This is a genomic window from Streptomyces diastatochromogenes (assembly GCF_002242805.1).
Classification (GTDB): domain Bacteria; phylum Actinomycetota; class Actinomycetes; order Streptomycetales; family Streptomycetaceae; genus Streptomyces; species Streptomyces diastatochromogenes.
On record NZ_MCGQ01000015.1, the window covers coordinates 166,644 to 182,724 of the forward strand.

Genomic DNA, 16,081 nt, shown 5'->3' on the forward strand with positions numbered 1-16,081 from the left:
AACTCACCACGTCGATCCGGCGTCGGGCCATGCCCGGCACCGGATACTCGACGCGGTAGCGCAATCCGGCAGCGTGGTGCCTGTTGGCAGGTCTTCAGGCCTCCAGGCCGCCGTGGCAGCCCGCGTACGAGTTCCCCGACTCACACCAACATTCCGCCCCCCGCTGCGGCGGCCAAACCACAGCCCTCCCCCGCGCCGCCAACGTCGTCGCATACTGCGGCAGCAACGTCACGTCCCCCGGCGACGCCCCCTCCGACGCAGCAAACGCCTCATACGACGGCACAGTCCCCGTCACGATGCCAAGGTTCGGTGTCCCCGAGGAGGACAGTTCGCGGAGCGAGGACTCTATGGTCGACAGGTGCTCCCCGTGGGACGGGTACTCCGCAGACAGGTCCGGGTACGCCGAGGTCAGTTCCGTCAGTTCGGATGCCGGCCAGTGGAGGACCGCCACCGGGAACGGGCGGGACAACGCCTGCCGATACGCGCCCAGTTCAGCGCGCAGACGTGAGATCTCCGCCTCCAGTTCCGCGGGGTTGGAGGAGCCCAGGGACCACACCCGCTTGGGGTCGTGCAACTCGTCCAACGAAACCGACGACGAGTGGAGGGTGTCCGCCAGAGTGTCCCAGTCGTCGTGGGCCAGGCCCAGCATGCGGCGGACGCGGTGGCGGCCGAACAGCAGGGGATGGGTCGAGTACGGCGGCTCTGTGCCGTCCGTCAGCAGCAACCTCGCCGCCTCCGTGAACGTCTCCTCCGCCGCCTCCAGCTCGTCGTGTGCTTCCAGGGCCTCGGCCACGATCACCCAGGGGGCCGGGTCGCGCGGGGCCGCTGCTCGGACTCCGTCGATGATCGCCCTCGCCTCCGCCTCGTGGTCGTACTCCCAGAGGTTCGACGCCTTCAGGGCCCGTACCAAAGCAGGGCTCTCCAGGCCGTCAAGGGACGACAGCAGGCGGTCGTAGAGCGTCGTTGCGGCTGGGCGGTCGCCGGCCAGTTCCAGGTGGGCCGCGGCGCGCAGGAGCAGGGCCTCGGTGTCCTCGGGATACAGGCCGGCGGTCCGCTCCAGGCGTGCCGCTTCGGCGGTGTGGTCGACGTTCTCGGCAGGCGTGTCGGGGCGCATGGGTGACACCGTACTGCCGGGCGGTGACAAACGTGAGGCGCAAGTGAGGCGCAAAAGGGAGGGAAAGAGGTGAGAAAGGGGAGGTGAGGAACGGGGTGTCGGCCCGCCGGTGACGGGGGACGGGCGGGGTGGGCCGTTATCTTCGACACGGACATCGACAGTCGGAGTCGGCATGGAGAAGACGGGTGCCCTGGTCGTCGAGGACCAGGCGGCGGCCGGCGCCCTGGCGGGTGCGGAAAGAGGGCCTGGCTCGCGGTCCGCGCCGCCCCGGTTCTGGCCGCTGCTCCTCGTGGGCGCCGCCGTTGTGCCCGGTACCGTCGTGATTCTCCTCGGGCGCTGGGGAGACACCCCGGCCGTGCAGGCCTGGCGGACCGTGTGTCTGGCCGTCACGGTGCAGGCCCTGCCTTTCCTGTTGCTCGGTACGGCCCTGTCCGGCGCGATCAACGCGTTCGTGCCGGAGAGCGTGTTCAGCCGGGTGCTGCCGCGGCGGCCCGCGCTCGCCGTACCGGTCGCCGGTGTCGCCGGGGTCGTCCTGCCCGGGTGTGAGTGCGCTTCCGTGCCGGTCGCCTCCAGTCTGATCGGGCGCGGGGTCGCCCCGGCTGCCGCTTTTGCGTTCCTGCTGTCCGCTCCGGCCATCAATCCCGTCGTGCTCACCGCCACCGCTGTCGCGTTCCCCGGGAACCCGGCCATGGTGCTGGCCCGGTTGCTCGCCTCGCTCGTCACCGCCGTGGTGATGGGGTGGCTGTGGTTGCGGTTCGGGCGGACCGAGTGGTTGCGGCCGACCGCGCGGCATACCGGGCATCGGGCGGGGCACAGTCGGTGGAACGAGTTCCGGCTCGGGTTCCAGCACGACTTCCTGCACGCCGGTGGCTTTCTCGTCCTCGGGGCCATGGCGGCCGCCACCTTCAACGTGGCGGTGCCAAGGTCCGTGCTCGACACCTTCACCGGGACGCCCTGGCTGTCCGTGCTCTTTCTGGCCGCGCTCGCCGTGCTGCTCGCCGTGTGTTCCGAGGCCGACGCGTTCCTGGCGGCCTCGCTGACCGGGTTCCCGCCGGTCGCGCGGCTCGCGTTCATGGTGGTGGGGCCCATGGTCGACCTGAAGCTCATCGCCCTTCAGGCTGGCACCTTCGGGCGGGCCTTCGCCGTACGGTTCTCCGCCGCCACCGTCGTCGTCGCCGTCGCGTGCAGCTCGTTGATCGGTGGGGTGCTGTTGTGAAGCGATTCCTCCAGCCGGTGCTGCTCGTGCTCTGCGGGCTCGGGCTGCTGCACGTCTCCCTCTTCACCGACCTGTACCTGAGGTACGTCAAGGAGGGGATGCGGCCCCTGCTGATCGCCTCCGGGGCGGTGCTGCTCCTGCTGGGCCTCGCGAGCGCCATGCTCGACAAAGGCCAACACGAGGGGCCCCACGACGAGGAGGAGCACGGCGGTCACGGTCACAACCACTCCGCCATGCCCCGCGTCGCCTGGCTGCTCCTTCTCCCGGCGCTCAGCCTGCTCTGCTACGCGCCTCCCGCCCTCGGCGCCTACACCGCCTCCCGGCAGCCACCCAAGGCCGTCCCCGAGGAGAGCGACTTCGATCCGCTCCCCGCCACCTCGCCCGTCCCCATGACCCTCTCCGACTTCACCAGCCGGGTACAGCAGGACCGGGAGGACCAGGACATCAAGGGGCGCAGCATCCTGATGACCGGGTTCGTCACACCCGGCGGGCCGGGCGGGAGCTGGGACCTGACGCGGGTCATCCTCAACTGCTGTGCGGCGGACGCCCAGTCCGTGAAGGTGCGGATCTACGGCGATCCCGCGCTGCCCGCCAACACCTGGGTGACGGTCACCGGGACCTGGCACCCGGGCGGGAAGCTGGGTACCAGGTCCGCGCCGGTCGCGCTCGACGCCCGTAGGGTCGAGAAGGTCGACCGCCCCTGGAACGCTTACCAGGACTCACTCCCTCCCGAGGCGAGGCCCTGAGTCACCGCGCTACACGGTGACCCCGTCCACCTGCAGCGTCTGCACCGACTTCGCCGCGAACGGGACCGCCAGCGTCTTGCCGGACAGGTTCGTGTCCGAGTGGGAGGTGTAGAGGTCTCCGCCGCCCGTCGTGACCGTGTTCCAGCGGGGGACCAGGCCGCCCGAGCCGCCGGTCACGGTGGTGAAGCGGGACAGGTCGAAGGTGAGGGTCTGGGCCGAGGAGGACGTGTTCAGCGCCACGATCACCAAGCGCTTCGCCGCCGCGTCGTAGCCCGCCGCCGCATAGCTCACGCCCGTGTCCAGGATCTTCATGCCGGGGCGGAGGTGGCGGCTGAACTGCGCCATCACGTAGTACTTCGTCTGGATCGTCGTCGGCTGCAGGGTGTTCTGGTCGTACGCGATCATCGCCCAGCCCGTCGACGGGTCCATCACCTGCCAGTAGACCCAGGCGGTCGGGTGCAGCCAGCGGAAGTCGTAGAGGAGGTTGAAGGCCATCGTGTAGCCGGTGCCGTCACTGTCGCCCGTCTCCGAGTTCCACAGGGCCTTGCCGGCCGTCGTCACCACGTCCGTGTAGAGGAGGTCGCGGCGGCCGCCCGAGCCCTGGTAGCCGTGGACGTTGACCCGGTTGACGTAGCCCTTCGCCGTCGAGGAGAAGGAGTTCCAGGTGGTGCGGGCCAGGTCATAGCTGGTCTCGTCCGATGCCGAGATCTTCGTGCTCGTCAGGCCTCGTTTGTCCAACTCGCTGCGCAAGTACGGGAGTACGGCTGACTGGACCGTCGCGTCCATGTGGCAGCCCTCCTGGGTGCCGGTCGCCGTCCACCAGGACGATGAGGGCTCGTTGAAGGCCTCCACCGTCGCGAAGTTCACGCCCCAGTTCTGCTTCGCGTAGAGGGCCACCGCCGCCAGGTGTGAGGCGTGCTGGCGGTAGTTCCAGGACTGGAGGTTGTTGCCGCCGTCGGAGGCGCCCGAAGGGTTGTGGTTGAGGCACATCCACCACATCGGTGAGTTGGCGAACAGCTCCGTCGTAGCGCCTCGCGCCGTCGCCTTCAGCAGCATCGCCCGCTGCGTCGCGTCCGCCGTCCACTTCCAGGCCGAGGAGGTGGGGTCCTCGTTGTTCCAGTCCTGCCAGTAGCCCTCGATCTGCTTGAAGGACGGGATGTTGGGGGACGCCACCATCGACTCGCCGCCGACGCTGTTCGAGCTGCAGGCGCCCAGGTTGTAGCGGGCGATGTTCAGGCCGAGGCCGGGCAGGGCCGTGCCGTTGTACGTCGTCGTCTTCGTGGTGAAGAAGAGGTCCGCGAAGTCGTCCCGGGCGCCGAAGACGTTCGCCCACCAGGCCAGGGAGGTGCCCCAGCCCTCCCAGGTGCCGTAGCTCGTCGACGGGTTGACGGCGATCGTGGCGTCGGCGCGGGCCGTGCCCGTGGCCAGGGCGCTGCCCAGGATGCCGCCGCCTGCGGCGGCCAGCAGCGTTCTGCGTCGGATCATGGCTTCTTCTCTGCCTCTCCGTGCGGCTCAAACGCCGGTTTCCGATCCGGCGTTGACTCGTCCCCCCGCATGCCAAGAGGAAGCATCGGGTGTGACGGGTGGGGTTGTCGAGGGTTGTGACAGCCCTTTCTAAAACCCGTTGAGAAAGTCGACGTCAGTGGCGGGAGGCCTTACGGCTCTGGTGAGTTCACCCGACTCGCCCTATCGTGCGGGCGGCTCCTGGAGAGGTGGGTGTGCGGATGCGTGTCGTGCGGCACCGTGATCGGCGGAGGCGGGCCAGGTGGCGGCGGGGGCTGTGGGGCGGCGGGGAGGTGCTCGTCACCGTCGGGGTCGTGCTCATGCTGCTGGTCGTGCATCAGTTGTGGTGGACCAACAGGGAGGCGCGGCAGGGGGCCGAGCGGAAGGTCGCGGCCCTGGAGAAGGAGTGGGGGAGCAGCGGCAGTTCCGCTCCCGGTAGCGAGCCGCCGGACCCGGAGCCGTCGCCGTCAGCGGCCTCGAAGGCTCCCGGACGTGCGCGGCAGCGGTCGTACACCCCCGTCCTCGTCTCCGGCACGCCCCGCCGCTCCCAGGCGTACGCCGTCCTCACCATCCCCCGGCTGCATCTCCGCGTCCCCGTCGCCGAAGGCGTGAGCAAGCCGGACGTGCTCAACAAGGGGTACGTCGGTCACTACCCCGGCACCCAACAGCCCGGCCAGGCCGGCAACTTCGCGCTCGCCGGGCACCGGAACACCCACGGTGAGCCCTTTCGGTACCTGCCGAGGCTCCGGCCCGAGGACACCGTCCAGGTCGAGACGAGGACGGCCACGTACACGTACGCCGTCGACAAGATCCTTCCGCAGACGTCCTCGCGGGACTCCGGGGTCGTACGGCCCGTGCCGCGGTCGCTCGTCCGGCCCGCGTACGGGTACGACGAGCCGGGTTACTACATCACCCTGACCACCTGCACGCCCGAGTTCACCTCGCGCTACCGGATGGTGGTGTGGGGGAAGCTGGTGTCGATGCGGCCCAGGGGGTAGGCCGGAGCACAAGGGCCTTCCTCACGCCCGCTCCCGCAGCACCCCCACCGCCACGGCCCCGAGCGCGGCCAGGCCCGCCGACACCACCATCGCCACATCCGCGCCCCGCGCCAGGCCGCCGCCGGACGACGTGACCAGGGCGATCGTCAGGGCCACGCCCGCGCAGGAGCCGATGTAGCGGAACGTCTGCTGGGCGCCCGAGCCCATCGCCGCCCGGGCGAGCGGCACCGACTCGACCGCCATGAGGGGCAGCGCGGCGTTCAGGAGGCCGCTGCCCACGCCGCCGAGCACCAGGCCGGGCAGGAGCCGTACCCAGGAGCCCGCGCCGATCGCGCCCAGCATCGTCAGCGCGCCCGCCGCGTGCAGCAGGAAGCCGGCGGCCAGTTGCAGGCGCGGACCCACCCGGCCCGCCAGCCGCTTCGCCTGCAGGGCGACCGCGAAGGACAGGCCGGACCACAGCAGGAGCAGCCAGGCCGTGGTCATCGCGGACATGTGCAGGGTCTGCTGCAGCAGGGCGGGGAGGTAGCTGAACAGGCCGATCACCGTCAGGCCGGTGAACAGGCCGCCGGCCGAGGAGGCCAGGAAGCGGGGGTGGCGGAGGAGGGAGAGGTCGATCATGGGGGTCTTCGTCCGGCGCTCCACCAGCGTGAACAGGGCGACCAGCAGTACGGCCGCCGCCAGCAGCAGGGCCACCGGTGTCCGTAGCCAGCCGTCCCGGCCGAGGGTGAGGGCCGCCACCAGGGCCACCAGCGCCGAGCCGAAGGTCAGGGCGCCGAGGAGGTCGGGGCAGCCGCCACGGGGTGCCTTCGACTCCCGCAGGGGCCGGACGGCCAGCACCGCCACCAGCAGCGCCGCCGCGCCCAGGACGCCGTACGCCACCCGCCAGGTCGGCATCGCGCCGGCGACCAGCGGGCCCGCCGCGATGCCACCGCTCACGAAAGCGCCCCACACGCCGGTCGCGTGCAGCCGGCCGCGCGGGGTCGGGAACGCCGTCACCAGCAGGCCCAGGCTGCTCGCCAGGATCGCCGCGCTCGCCGCGCCCTGGGCGATGCGGGCCAGGGTGAAGAGGAACGTGGAGGTCGTGAGGCCGCCCAGGGCTGTGGTCAGGCCGAGGGCCAGGGTGCCGGCCAGGAAGACGCGGCGGCGGCCGTAGTCGTCGGCCAGGCTGCCGGCCACCAGGAGGAGGGCGGCCAGGCCCAGCGGGGTGCCGTTCAGCAGCCAGGCCTGGGCCGAGACGGGGGTGTGCAGCGCCGCCACCGTGTCGGGGAGCGTGACCATCGGGGCCGTGTACGTCATCAGGGCCACCGCCGTTGCGGCGCTGGTCAGGGCGAGGGTGGCCCTCGGGTGCGGGGGTGCTTCCGCCGTGGGTGGCGTGCGCGGTGCGCCGCTGTGTGTGCCGGCCGATCCGGCATGGAGGGTTCGTTCACTGAACCTGGTCATGGGTGTACCATAACAGCTTCGGTTCGGTCATTGAACCAACGTGTCGGAAAGTGGCTAAGGTGGGCGCCATGGCACTGGGCAAGGACTACGCGACGCAGGAATGCTCGATCGCCCGCGCGCTGGAGGTCGTCGGCGAGCGGTGGACGCTCCTCGTCGTCCGCGACGCCATCTACGGCGTCCGGCGCTACAACGACTTCCTCGTCCACCTCGGCATCCCGCGCGCGGTGCTCTCGGCCCGGCTGAAGACGCTCACCGAGGAGGGGATCCTCGACAAGCGCCGGTACCAGGAGGCGCCGCCGCGCGACGAGTACGTCGTCACCGCGCGCGGTATCGCGCTGTGGCCCGCGCTGCGGGCCCTGGCGCTGTGGGGCCGCGAGAACTTCCAGGAGACCCAGCTGCGGTCCTTCCGGCACGCGGACTGCGGCACCGAACTCGGGCCGTACGGCGAATGTCCCGCCTGCGGAACCGTCGTGCCCGTCGCGGACGTTGTACTGGTGCCGGGCCCGGGGCTCGATCCCGATCCGGCGGATCCGGTCAGCAGGGCGCTGCTCAAGCCGAAGAGGCTCTTGGAGCCCCTGGAGATCGATCCCGTATAGCCGGCAGCTATAACTGACGGTGAGCAGAGCAGCAGGTCGGCGAAGGGGGAGGAAGTGGATCGCAGTCGTGTCGTCGGCGCGCGCCCCGTCGCCCTGCTGCTCGTCCTGGTGAACCTGCTGCTGCTCCAGGCCGCGCTCCTCGACACCGGCAGCCTCTCCACCACCGTCGCGCTCGCCGCGACCGCCGCGGCCGGCTCCGCGCTCGCCGCCAGCTCGCTGATCACCGCCCGCTGCGCGCCCGCCGTCCCGCCCACCCGGGTCCGTACGGCGATACGCGACCGGGCCAGACGTACGGCCTTCCTGCCCCAGCGCGACCCCGACGCCTCGGGGCGCCGCCGGCCCCGGGCACCCGGACACGCCCTCGCGACGACCTGCGCGTAAGGGCACCGGTTCACTGATTCATCCGTGACCCCCGCGCGGGTCGTCATGCCGCCATGCCATCTCCGGTCACCCCGGCACGACGACGTACCCCAGCACGGAGGGTCCCGCCTTGTCCGCTTTCATGTCCGTTTTCGCCCGCTTGGTCGAGCAGCTCGCCGACCTGCTCCAGCCGCTGTTCCACGCCTCCGCGGCCGCCGCCGCGATCGTCCTGTTCACCGCGCTCGTGCGACTGCTCGTGCATCCCCTGTCCCGGGCCGCCGCCCGCGGCCAGCGCGCCCGGGCCGAGCTGCAGCCGAGAATCGCCGAGCTGCGCAAGCAGCACGCCAAGGAGCCCGAGCGGCTGCAGAAGGCGGTGCTGGAACTGCACGCCGAGGAGAAGGTCTCGCCGCTCTCCGGCTGCCTGCCCAGCCTGCTCCAGCTGCCCGCCTTCTTCCTCCTCTACCACCTCTTCTCCAACACCTCGATCGGCGGCGAGACCAACGGGCTGCTGACCCACGAGCTGTTCGCGGCACCGCTCGGCGGACGCTGGGCCGACGCCCTCTCCGGCGGCGGGATCTTCGGGGCGGCCGGACTCGTCTACCTCGCGCTCTTCGCCCTCGTCGCGGCCGTCGCCGCCTTCAACTACCGGCGCACCAAGCTGATGATGGCCAAGAACCCGGTCACGGTCACCGCCGGTCAGGGCGAGCAGGTGCCCGGGCTCGGCGCGGTCAACAAGGTCATGCCGTTCATGTCCTTCTTCACGCTCGTCACCGTGGCGGTGGTGCCGCTCGCGGCCGCGCTGTACGTCGTCACCAGTACGACGTGGAGCGCGGTGGAGCGGGCCGCGCTGTACCGCTGAGCCGTGGATCACGGGGGCATGGTTACGGTCCAGTCCGTGAACAAGGTCTTGCGGACTGGACGAGGGGATTGGACGATCGACCAGTCCTCCGATGGCTGCACACATCGGCGGGCGCCCGCGATCGAGGGAGATTGTGACCATGAAGCTGCTGCGAGTCGGTACGGCCGGTGCGGAGCGACCCGCGCTGCTCGACGCCGAGGGGACCCTGCGGGACCTGTCGGGGATCGTGGACGACATCGACGGGGCGCTGCTCGCCGACGACGGCGCGCTCGGCCGGGTACGGGCGGCGGCCGAGGCCGGTGAGCTGCCCGTGCTGGACGCGGCGGGCCTGCGGATCGGCCCCCCGCTCGGCCGGATCGGCAAGGTCGTGTGCATCGGGCTCAACTACCACGACCATGCCCGTGAGACGGGGGCCGAGCCGCCCGCCGAGCCCGTGATCTTCTTCAAGGCCGCGGACACGGTCGTCGGGCCGAACGACACCGTGCTCGTGCCGCGCGGGTCCACCAAGACCGACTGGGAGGTGGAGCTGGCCGTCGTCATCGGACGTACGGCCCGCTACCTGGAGTCGGCCGAGGACGCGCTCGCGCATGTCGCCGGGTACGCGGTGGCGCACGACGTGTCCGAGCGGGAGTTCCAGATCGAGCGCGGCGGGACCTGGGACAAGGGGAAGAACTGCGAGACGTTCAACCCGCTGGGGCCGTGGCTGGTGACCGCCGACGAGATCGCCGACCCGCAGGATCTGTCGCTCAAACTGTGGGTGAACGGGGAGCTGAAGCAGGACGGGACCACCGCCGACCAGATCTTCCCGGTGGCCGAAGTGGTGCGTTACGTCAGCCAGTTCATGACCCTGTACCCCGGTGACGTCATCAACACCGGGACGCCGGCGGGCGTGGCGCTCGGGCAGCCCGAGCCGAAGCCGTTCCTGCGGTCCGGGGACGTGGTGGAGCTGGAGATCGCGGGGCTCGGGCGGCAGCGCCAGGAACTCAAGGACGCCTGAGACACCGAGGTCCCGCCGCTACCATGGCGCCGATGCCGGCTTGGCCGAAGGCGCCGAAAGGTGGGGGATGGCAGCGACGGGAGCTGATCGGACCTCGACGACCGGTCGCAGAGGAGTCAGGCCGCTCCAGTGGGCGGCCGCTTCGCTGGTGACCCTCGCCGCGGCCGCGGCCGTGGTCGTGTTCTTCACCACCGAGGTGTGCGACCAGCAGATGGCTTCGAACGGGACCGTCGTCAGGGTGTGCCGGCACCCGCAGATGACGGACCCTCCGATGGTCGTCCTCGGCCTCGTGATCCTGGTGCTCCTGGGCGTCTTCTTCTCCGAGATCTCCGGATTCGGCATCACGCTGAAGCGCCAGGTGGAGGAGGCCCGGAGTGCCGCGCAGGAGGCCATCCGCGAGACGCGGGAGGTCGAGGCAAGGCATCAGGAGACGACGGACGATCTGGCCGACGGGGTGAGGGAGGCGCTCAGCAGGGCGCAGCCCGGCCAGGCCGCCGTGTCGGCGCCGACGGATCCCGTCGGCCGGCTGGCGGCACGGTACAACGAGATCCGGTGGACCATGTCCAGCGGTCAGGCGAGGACACAGGCGATGTCCGACGTGGTGGACGAGATGATCGGTGTGCTGCGAGGCGCCCGGGATTTCGACGTCGAGAGCCATCTCCACAGCGACGACCGCGGGTTGCGACTGGCCGCTGCCGCGTACCTGTACGCCAATCCGGATCCGGCGTGGGGCCGCGCACTCGCCGAGGCGGCGGTGTCCGAGGACAAGCCGTTCAACGAGTACTGGGCGCTCAAGGCGCTGCGCGAGGTGTTCCGCGGGCACTGCGAGTTCCTGGACGAGGAGACGAGGGCCCTGCTGCAGCGCCGTATGAACCAGATGCTTCCGGGTACCGACCGCGCCGGGCAGATCAGGAAGCTGCTGCACGACTGTCCGGCGCGGAGCGGCGGTCAGGCCGCGGTCTGAACCGCGGCCGCTCAGCCCAGGAGAGCGGCCAGGCGGCGCCACGCCTCCCTGGGAAGGGCGTCGCGGGAGCCGCCGTCCACCACCTGGATCGCCACATGGTCCGCGCCGGCCTCGTGGAAGGCGTTGACGCGGTCCCGGATCCGGTCCTCGTCGCCCCACGCGTACAGCGCGTCGACCAGGCGGTCGCTGCCGCCGGCGGCCAGGTCGTCCTCGGTGAAGCCGAGGCGCAGGAAGCTGTTGGTGTAGTTGGGGAGCGAGAGGTAGAGCGCCAGGTGGTCGCGGGCCAGGGCGCGGGCGCGGGACGGTGCGGTCTCCCAGACGACCGCGAACTCCGGGGCCAGCAGCGGCTCTTCGCCCAGGATCTCGCGGGCCCGGGCGGTGTGCTCGGGGGTGACGAGGTAGGGGATCGCGCCTGCCGCCCGGTCCCGGGACAGCTCCAGGGTCTTCGGGCCGAGGGCCGCCAGGACCCGGCGCCCGGCCGGGACGCCGGCCGCGTCCAGCGCGTCCAGGTAGGCGACCAGCGCCGAGTACGGGCGGCGGTACTGGTCCGCGAGCTTGGCGTGGCTCACGCCGAGGCCGAGCAGGAAGCGGCCGGGGTGGGCCGACTCCACCTCCGCTAACCCGGCCGCGCTCGCCTCGGCGTCGTACTGCCAGATGCTCTGGATGCTCGTGCCGACGGTGAGCCGGGACGTCGCTTCGAGGAGCGGGACGGCATGCCGGGCGGCGCTGCTGCCGCCCAGCCAGGCGGCTCCGTAGCCGAGCTGTTCCAGTTCCGCGGCCGCCTCGGCGATGTCTCCGCGCCGGGCCGGGTCCTCCGAGCGGAGGCCCACGCTCCACACGCCGTACCGGCCGATCGTCTCCTTGAGGGGGTGTGTGCTGCTCGTCGACTCGGTCATCGGGTCCGTTACCTCCGGGTGGTGGCGTGCCGTGATCTTCGGGTACGCCGGTGCCAACCGGAGGGAGCCGCGCGGTAATCCCACGGACGGGCTACTCGCCCAGGAACTGCTCCAGCGCCTCCACCACCATGCGGTGGTCCTGCAGCTGGGGCAGGCCGGACACGGTCACCGTGCCGATGACGCCCGCGTTCTCGACATGGATCGGGAACGAGCCGCCGTGGGCCGCGTACGTGTCCGGATCGAGGCGGGCGGAGTCCTCGAACGTGGTGCCCTTGGCGCGGAAGCGGGCACCGACCAGGTAGGAGGAGGCGCCGTAGCGCTCCACGACCCGGCGCTTGCGGTCGATCCAGGCGTCGTTGTCCGGCGTGGAGCCTGGCAGGGCCGCGTGGAAGAGCTGCTGGCCGGCGCGGTGGATGTCGATGGCCACCGGCGCCTGGCGCTCCCTGGCCAGCTCGACCAGGAGCGTGCCCAGGGCCCAGGCGTCGTCGTAGGTGAAGTGGCGGAAGACCAGGCGGCGTTCCTGCGCCTCCAGCTCCTCCACGCTCGGGGTGATCTCGGGGGCGAACTTCGGGGTGATCTGCGGGTGGTGCATCAGAGGGTCACCGTCACCTTGTCGCGGGCGGAGCGTCGGGCAGCTTCCAGTACGTCGAGGGTCGCGGCCGCCTCCAGGGCGGTCACGGGGTTGGGGCCGGTGCCGGTCAGGGCCGCCGCCACGGCCGCATAGTAGGCCGGGTAGTCGCCGGGGACGGTCGGCACGGGGCGGCCGCCGCCGGTCAGCGGGGACTCGCCGGAGCCGAGCCGGCCCCACAGGGACTCGGGCTCGGCACCCCACTGCGGCCCGGGGCGCAGGCCTTCCCTGAGGGCCGCCTCCTGCGGGTCCAGGCCGTACTTCACATAGCCCGCCTGCGAGCCGAGGACCCGGAAGCGCGGGCCGAGCTGGGCCGTGGTGGCGGAGACGTAGAGGTGGGAGCGGACGCCGTTCGCGTGGGTGAGCGCGATGAAGGTGTCGTCGTCCGTCTCGGCGCCGGGGCGGCGGATGTCCCGCTCGGCGTACACCTCGGTGACCGGGCCGAAGAGAACCAGAGCCTGGTCGACGACATGGCTGCCGAGGTCGTAGAGCAGACCTCCGATCTCTGCCGGGTCGCCGGACTCGCGCCAGCCGCCCTTGGGCTGCGGGCGCCAGCGCTCGAAGCGGGACTCGAAGCGCCAGACGTCGCCCAGTTCGCCCTTCTCCAGCAGCTCGCGCAGGGTCAGGAAGTCGCTGTCCCAGCGCCGGTTCTGGAAGACCGAGAGCAGCAGGCCGCGCTCCTCGGCGAGGGCGGCCAGCTCCCGCGCCTCGGCCGCCGTACCCGCCACCGGCTTGTCCACGACCGCCGGCAGGCCCGCCTCCAGGGCGGTGGTGGCGAGCGGGACGTGCGTCTTGTTCGGGGAGGCGATGACGATCAGGTCCAGCTCGTCGGCGTGGTCGAACAGCTCGTCGGGGGTGGCGGCGATGCGGACGCCCGGGAACTCGGCGTGGGCCTGCTCCTGCCGCTCGGGGTACGAGGTGACCACGGTGTCCAGGGCGAGGCCCTCGGTGGCGGCGATCAGCGGGGCGTGGAAGACGGAGCCTGCGAGGCCGTAGCCGATCAGGCCGACGCGGAGGGGGGTACCAGTCATGCGTCCTACTTTCGCAACGCTGTTGCCAAAGTGCAAGCGGTGGGGAGAATGGGTGGCGTGAACAGGACGAAGAGCGGCGGCGGGCGGTCGGTGGGGGCGAATCTCCTCGCGGTGCGCAGTCACAACACCGCGCTGGTGCTGGATCTGCTGCGGGCGGCCGGGGCGGAGGGCATCAGCCGGCTCGAACTGGCCGAGCGGACCGGGCTGACCCCGCAGGCCGTCAGCAAGATCACCGCGCGGCTGCGGGAGGAGGGGCTCGCGGCGGAGGCCGGGCGCCGGGCGTCCACCGGGGGCAAGCCGCGCACCGTGCTGCGGCTGGTGCCGGAGGCCGGGCATGCGGTGGGGGTGCATCTGGACCGGGACGAGGTGCGGGCCGTGCTGGTGGATCTCGACGGGGCGGTGGTCGGGGAGCGGCGCGGGGCGGTTGACCTGGGGGCCGGGGCGGAGGCTGTCCTGGGGGGTGTGGCCGGGGTGGTCGAGGGGCTGGTGGGGGAGGTCCTGGGAGGTCACGGGGGTCAGGGAAGTCGGGGGCTCTCCGATGCCGGTTCGCTGCTCGGTGTGGGAGTCGCCCTGCCCGGCCCGCTCGATCACGCGCGCGGGGTGCTGCACCGGGTCACCGGGTTTCCGGAGTGGGACGGGTTCCCGCTGCGGGACGCGCTGGCCGAGCGGCTGGGGGTGCCGGTCGTGGTGGACAAGGACACCAACGCGGCGGCGCTCGGGCTGTCGGTGGGGGGTGAGGGCGGATCCTTCGCCTATCTGCACCTCGGTACGGGACTGGGCGCCGGGTTGGTGATCGGCGGCAGCGTCCATCGGGGGGCGCGGACCGGGGCCGGGGAGTTCGGGCACCAGGTGCTTCAGCTGGACGGGCCGGTGTGCGGGTGCGGGAACCGGGGGTGTGTGGAGGTGCTGTGCCTCGGGGCCGTGGGGCGGGGGGACGTGGAGGAGGCTGCGCGGGTGCTGGGGGTCGGGGCCGGGAACCTGGTGGGACTGCTGGACATCGACCTGGTGCTGCTCGGAGGGCGGACGATCTCCGCAGCGCCGGAGCCGTTCGTGCGCGGGGTCGCCGAGATGCTCGACGCACGGGCCCGGCGGGAGGGTGTGCCCGGCGGGACGGTCCCCGTGCGGGTCGCTCCGCGAGGGGAGCGGGTCGTCGCGGAGGGCGCCGCACAGCTGCTGCTGGCGCCGATGTTCGGGCGGGCGGACGGCTGATTCGAGCGGGCGGACGGCTGATTCGGGCGGACGGCTGAGAGGCGCGGCACAGGCGACCGTCCGGACCACTCGCCGGCCCCTTCAGGTGATTGCCGGACGACTCGCGAGCGGAGCGCGCGCCGCACGGGTACGGCGTCTGCGCACCAGATGACCGGAACTCGTGAGGAGAACAGCCGTGTACGCAGCCATCAGACGGTACGAAGGGGTCACCGACCCGGCCGAGGCGGGACGTCGGGTGAGCGAGGGATTCGTGCCGCTCATCCGTGAGATTCCCGGCCTCCTGGCCTACTACTGGGTCGACGCCGGCAACGGAGTCATGGTCTCGACCAGCGTCTTCGAGAACGAGGCGGGAGCCGACGAATCGATCAAGAGGGCGGCGGTCTTCGTGCGGGACAACCTCGCGTCGCTGCTCCCCAACCCTCCCCAGGTCATGTCCGGCCAGGTCGTGGCCTCCCTTTAGCCTGTCGGCCGATCGAGCGGACTTCCGCCTGCCTCCGGAGTGGCACCCCGAGCCCCCGCCACCACCCGGCATGGTCATGTGTTTATGCGACCGGTCACGCACCTGCCCCTCTGCCTCGCCGCAGCCGCCGCTCTCGTGCCCGTGTCGTCGGCTGCCGCCCACGCCGCCGCGACCCCCTCCTGCGCGGCACCCGGCGGCCGTGCCTTCCCACTGGCCACCCGGATCCACGGCGGTCCCACCTCCTACGAGGTGGGCGGCGACTACGGCACCTGGTACATCGACCTCACCAACACCACCACCCGCACCTGCGCCTCCATTCACCCCGTCGTCGTCCTCGTCGACGACAAGCGCACCCTGAAGCCGTCCCAGCCCAGGCTGGACTTCTACGACGGCTCCCGCGCCCGGCCCGTCACCTTCGAGACCACCGACGAGCAGGAACTGGTCGGCGTGCTGGACGGCGCCGGGTTCGGCGGGTTCACCGTGGCGCCCGGCGCGACCGTCACCGTCAAGCTCAGGCTCTCGCTCGCCTCCGACGCCGTACCCGACCACATCACCGCCAACGCGGCCGTCGTCCAGCGCCGGGGCCAGGACGGTGACTGGGTCGGGGAGTCCAACGACTACCGCTTCGGGGTCGGCGAGGACGGGGACGTGCCGGAAGACACCGCGGAACCGCAAGGCACGGGGGCCCCGGAGGATCCGGAGGCGACGGCGACGGCGACCGCCCCGGCCGGTACTCCTCAGGCCTCCCCGAGCGGCGCCGACCCGGACGACCCCGACGACCCCTCCCTCTTCCTCGCCGAGGATGCCGAGGAAGCCGGAGAGCGGGCCCGGGAACTCGCCCGTACCGGGCTCGGGCTCGCGCACGGGCTGCTCGCAGCGGGCGCTGTCCTCCTCGCGGTCGGCGCGGGCGCGTCCCTCCTGGCTCGCCGCCGACGCTGAGGAGCGGGCGGATGGCGCTGAGCCACGGGCGCTGTACAGGTCGGGCGCGGGCCTCCGCGTACCTCGGGCGCGGGCCGTCGTGCAGCTCGGGCGCGGGTCTCCATACACCTCGGGCGCGGGCCTTC

The 16,081-nt window shown here is 71.8% G+C and carries 17 protein-coding genes and 1 pseudogene; 11 read left to right on the top strand and 7 right to left on the bottom strand.

Going from position 1 to position 16,081, the window contains the following annotated elements; all coding sequences use genetic code 11:
- Positions 1-7 precede the first annotated feature (7 nt).
- Positions 8-76, bottom strand: a pseudogene (locus BEK98_RS50055) (very short patch repair endonuclease); the annotation flags it as partial.
- Between the two features lie 18 nt (positions 77-94).
- Entirely contained in the window at positions 95-1,114 is a 1,020-nt protein-coding gene (locus tag BEK98_RS19395; RefSeq protein WP_094217835.1) for a hypothetical protein, read from the bottom strand.
- A 172-nt stretch (positions 1,115-1,286) separates the two neighbouring features.
- Here BEK98_RS19395 and BEK98_RS19400 point away from each other — a divergent pair, with 172 nt between their 5' ends.
- The gene (locus BEK98_RS19400; protein ID WP_094217836.1) at positions 1,287-2,330 is read left to right on the top strand and encodes a permease; all 1,044 of its coding nucleotides are present in this window, start codon (positions 1,287-1,289) and stop codon (positions 2,328-2,330) included.
- Positions 2,327-3,076: a TIGR03943 family putative permease subunit gene (locus BEK98_RS19405; protein WP_094217837.1), complete on the top strand. Its 750-nt coding sequence runs from the start codon at positions 2,327-2,329 to the stop codon at positions 3,074-3,076. The genes BEK98_RS19400 and BEK98_RS19405 overlap by 4 nt, the downstream gene beginning before the upstream one ends.
- 9 nt (positions 3,077-3,085) lie before the next feature.
- On the opposite strand, the gene BEK98_RS19410 is transcribed toward BEK98_RS19405, so the two are convergent.
- Positions 3,086-4,561, bottom strand: coding sequence for a glycoside hydrolase (locus tag BEK98_RS19410; protein WP_094217838.1), 1,476 nt, complete (start codon positions 4,559-4,561; stop codon positions 3,086-3,088).
- Between the two features lie 239 nt (positions 4,562-4,800).
- Between BEK98_RS19410 and BEK98_RS19415 the strand changes: the two genes are divergently transcribed.
- Positions 4,801-5,577 (top strand): class E sortase, encoded by a 777-nt coding sequence (locus BEK98_RS19415; RefSeq protein ID WP_425276613.1) that lies wholly within the window; start codon positions 4,801-4,803, stop codon positions 5,575-5,577.
- 21 nt (positions 5,578-5,598) lie between these two features.
- Here BEK98_RS19415 and BEK98_RS19420 read toward each other — a convergent pair whose 3' ends face one another.
- Entirely contained in the window at positions 5,599-7,017 is a 1,419-nt protein-coding gene (locus BEK98_RS19420; protein ID WP_094217840.1) for an MFS transporter, read from the bottom strand.
- 68 nt (positions 7,018-7,085) lie between these two features.
- On the opposite strand from BEK98_RS19420, the gene BEK98_RS19425 reads away from it, so the two are divergent.
- The 5 genes from BEK98_RS19425 (at position 7,086) to BEK98_RS19445 (ending at position 10,793) form a co-directional block, all read left to right on the top strand.
- Positions 7,086-7,613, top strand: a complete 528-nt coding sequence (locus BEK98_RS19425) for a winged helix-turn-helix transcriptional regulator (RefSeq protein WP_208643152.1) — start codon at positions 7,086-7,088, stop codon at positions 7,611-7,613.
- A gap of 54 nt (positions 7,614-7,667) precedes the next feature.
- On the top strand, positions 7,668-7,994 hold the full coding sequence (locus BEK98_RS19430) for a DUF6412 domain-containing protein (RefSeq protein ID WP_094217842.1): 327 nt from the start codon (positions 7,668-7,670) through the stop codon (positions 7,992-7,994).
- A gap of 121 nt (positions 7,995-8,115) precedes the next feature.
- On the top strand, positions 8,116-8,832 hold the full coding sequence (locus BEK98_RS19435) for a YidC/Oxa1 family membrane protein insertase (RefSeq protein WP_094217843.1): 717 nt from the start codon (positions 8,116-8,118) through the stop codon (positions 8,830-8,832).
- 139 nt (positions 8,833-8,971) lie between these two features.
- Complete coding sequence (locus BEK98_RS19440) at positions 8,972-9,829, top strand: fumarylacetoacetate hydrolase family protein (protein WP_094217844.1); 858 nt, start codon at positions 8,972-8,974, stop codon at positions 9,827-9,829.
- A 67-nt stretch (positions 9,830-9,896) separates the two neighbouring features.
- On the top strand, positions 9,897-10,793 hold the full coding sequence (locus BEK98_RS19445; protein ID WP_143684135.1) for a hypothetical protein: 897 nt from the start codon (positions 9,897-9,899) through the stop codon (positions 10,791-10,793).
- An 11-nt stretch (positions 10,794-10,804) separates the two neighbouring features.
- Here the strand turns inward: BEK98_RS19445 and BEK98_RS19450 are convergent, their stop codons facing one another.
- The 3 genes from BEK98_RS19450 to BEK98_RS19460 form a co-directional block, all read right to left on the bottom strand.
- Complete coding sequence (locus BEK98_RS19450; RefSeq protein WP_094217846.1) at positions 10,805-11,689, bottom strand: LLM class F420-dependent oxidoreductase; 885 nt, start codon at positions 11,687-11,689, stop codon at positions 10,805-10,807.
- Between the two features lie 91 nt (positions 11,690-11,780).
- The gene (locus BEK98_RS19455) at positions 11,781-12,281 is read right to left on the bottom strand and encodes a heme-degrading domain-containing protein (RefSeq protein ID WP_094217847.1); all 501 of its coding nucleotides are present in this window, start codon (positions 12,279-12,281) and stop codon (positions 11,781-11,783) included.
- Positions 12,281-13,348, bottom strand: coding sequence for a Gfo/Idh/MocA family protein (locus tag BEK98_RS19460; RefSeq protein ID WP_094217848.1), 1,068 nt, complete (start codon positions 13,346-13,348; stop codon positions 12,281-12,283). Before BEK98_RS19460 ends, BEK98_RS19455 begins: the two co-directional genes overlap by 1 nt.
- Positions 13,349-13,396: 48 nt before the next feature.
- Between BEK98_RS19460 and BEK98_RS19465 the strand changes: the two genes are divergently transcribed.
- The 3 genes from BEK98_RS19465 to BEK98_RS19475 all read left to right on the top strand — a co-directional run bounded on the left by BEK98_RS19465 (position 13,397) and on the right by BEK98_RS19475 (position 15,956).
- A complete protein-coding gene (locus tag BEK98_RS19465) occupies positions 13,397-14,557 on the top strand; it encodes an ROK family transcriptional regulator (protein WP_094217849.1) in 1,161 nt (386 codons plus the stop codon).
- A gap of 175 nt (positions 14,558-14,732) precedes the next feature.
- Positions 14,733-15,017 (top strand): hypothetical protein, encoded by a 285-nt coding sequence (locus BEK98_RS19470; protein ID WP_094217850.1) that lies wholly within the window; start codon positions 14,733-14,735, stop codon positions 15,015-15,017.
- 84 nt (positions 15,018-15,101) lie between these two features.
- Entirely contained in the window at positions 15,102-15,956 is an 855-nt protein-coding gene (locus BEK98_RS19475; protein WP_208643153.1) for a hypothetical protein, read from the top strand.
- Positions 15,957-16,081: the final 125 nt, after the last annotated feature.

Coding starts and splice junctions, on each gene's coding strand:
- BEK98_RS19420 (WP_094217840.1), bottom strand. CDS start 7,017: ATGACCAGGTTCAGTGAACGAACCCTCCATGCCGGATCGGCCGGCACA.
- BEK98_RS19425 (WP_208643152.1), top strand. CDS start 7,086: ATGGCACTGGGCAAGGACTACGCGACGCAGGAATGCTCGATCGCCCGC.
- BEK98_RS19450 (WP_094217846.1), bottom strand. CDS start 11,689: ATGACCGAGTCGACGAGCAGCACACACCCCCTCAAGGAGACGATCGGC.
- BEK98_RS19400 (WP_094217836.1), top strand. CDS start 1,287: ATGGAGAAGACGGGTGCCCTGGTCGTCGAGGACCAGGCGGCGGCCGGC.
- BEK98_RS19395 (WP_094217835.1), bottom strand. CDS start 1,114: ATGCGCCCCGACACGCCTGCCGAGAACGTCGACCACACCGCCGAAGCG.
- BEK98_RS19440 (WP_094217844.1), top strand. CDS start 8,972: ATGAAGCTGCTGCGAGTCGGTACGGCCGGTGCGGAGCGACCCGCGCTG.
- BEK98_RS19475 (WP_208643153.1), top strand. CDS start 15,102: ATGCGACCGGTCACGCACCTGCCCCTCTGCCTCGCCGCAGCCGCCGCT.
- BEK98_RS19460 (WP_094217848.1), bottom strand. CDS start 13,348: ATGACTGGTACCCCCCTCCGCGTCGGCCTGATCGGCTACGGCCTCGCA.
- BEK98_RS19435 (WP_094217843.1), top strand. CDS start 8,116: ATGTCCGTTTTCGCCCGCTTGGTCGAGCAGCTCGCCGACCTGCTCCAG.
- BEK98_RS19455 (WP_094217847.1), bottom strand. CDS start 12,281: ATGCACCACCCGCAGATCACCCCGAAGTTCGCCCCCGAGATCACCCCG.
- BEK98_RS19445 (WP_143684135.1), top strand. CDS start 9,897: ATGGCAGCGACGGGAGCTGATCGGACCTCGACGACCGGTCGCAGAGGA.
- BEK98_RS19410 (WP_094217838.1), bottom strand. CDS start 4,561: ATGATCCGACGCAGAACGCTGCTGGCCGCCGCAGGCGGCGGCATCCTG.
- BEK98_RS19415 (WP_425276613.1), top strand. CDS start 4,801: ATGCGTGTCGTGCGGCACCGTGATCGGCGGAGGCGGGCCAGGTGGCGG.
- BEK98_RS19465 (WP_094217849.1), top strand. CDS start 13,397: ATGGGTGGCGTGAACAGGACGAAGAGCGGCGGCGGGCGGTCGGTGGGG.